Origin of the sequence: Psychrobacter sp. 16-MNA-CIBAN-0192 (assembly GCF_040309565.1) — a bacterium.
Taxonomy (GTDB): Bacteria; Pseudomonadota; Gammaproteobacteria; order Pseudomonadales; family Moraxellaceae; genus Psychrobacter.
The window spans coordinates 1-269 of record NZ_JBEOOX010000288.1 but is presented as its reverse complement, the minus strand read 5'-3'; the positions used below and the strand labels follow the sequence as shown (position 1 = coordinate 269).

The following is a 269-nucleotide window of genomic DNA, read 5'->3' as shown; positions in this document are numbered from 1 at the left end:
AGCACTACGTCTTTGAAAAACTCCTCACTACCTGCTTTATTGATGCGTACCCAAATCGGCTGATAAGCCTGACTATTATAATAAACTTGTAAATCTTTGCGAGCTTGCACTTTGTCCGTTGTAGCAACCGCATCTTCTAAATCCACAATCACTGCATCTGTCCCACTGGCAAAGGCTTTTCCCACTCTATCTATGCGAGTGGCTGGAACAAATAACCATGTTTTGATATTGGAAAATTTTTTAACAATAGATGCTGGCATGCTTTATTC

Annotated in this window: 1 protein-coding gene; it reads right to left on the bottom strand. The window is 40.1% G+C overall.

Annotated features, from left to right (window positions below):
* A partial coding sequence (locus AAEY78_RS13285) for an aldolase/citrate lyase family protein (RefSeq protein ID WP_352339773.1) occupies nt 1–185 on the bottom strand: 185 nt, incomplete at its 3' end.
* Nucleotides 186–269: the final 84 nt, after the last annotated feature.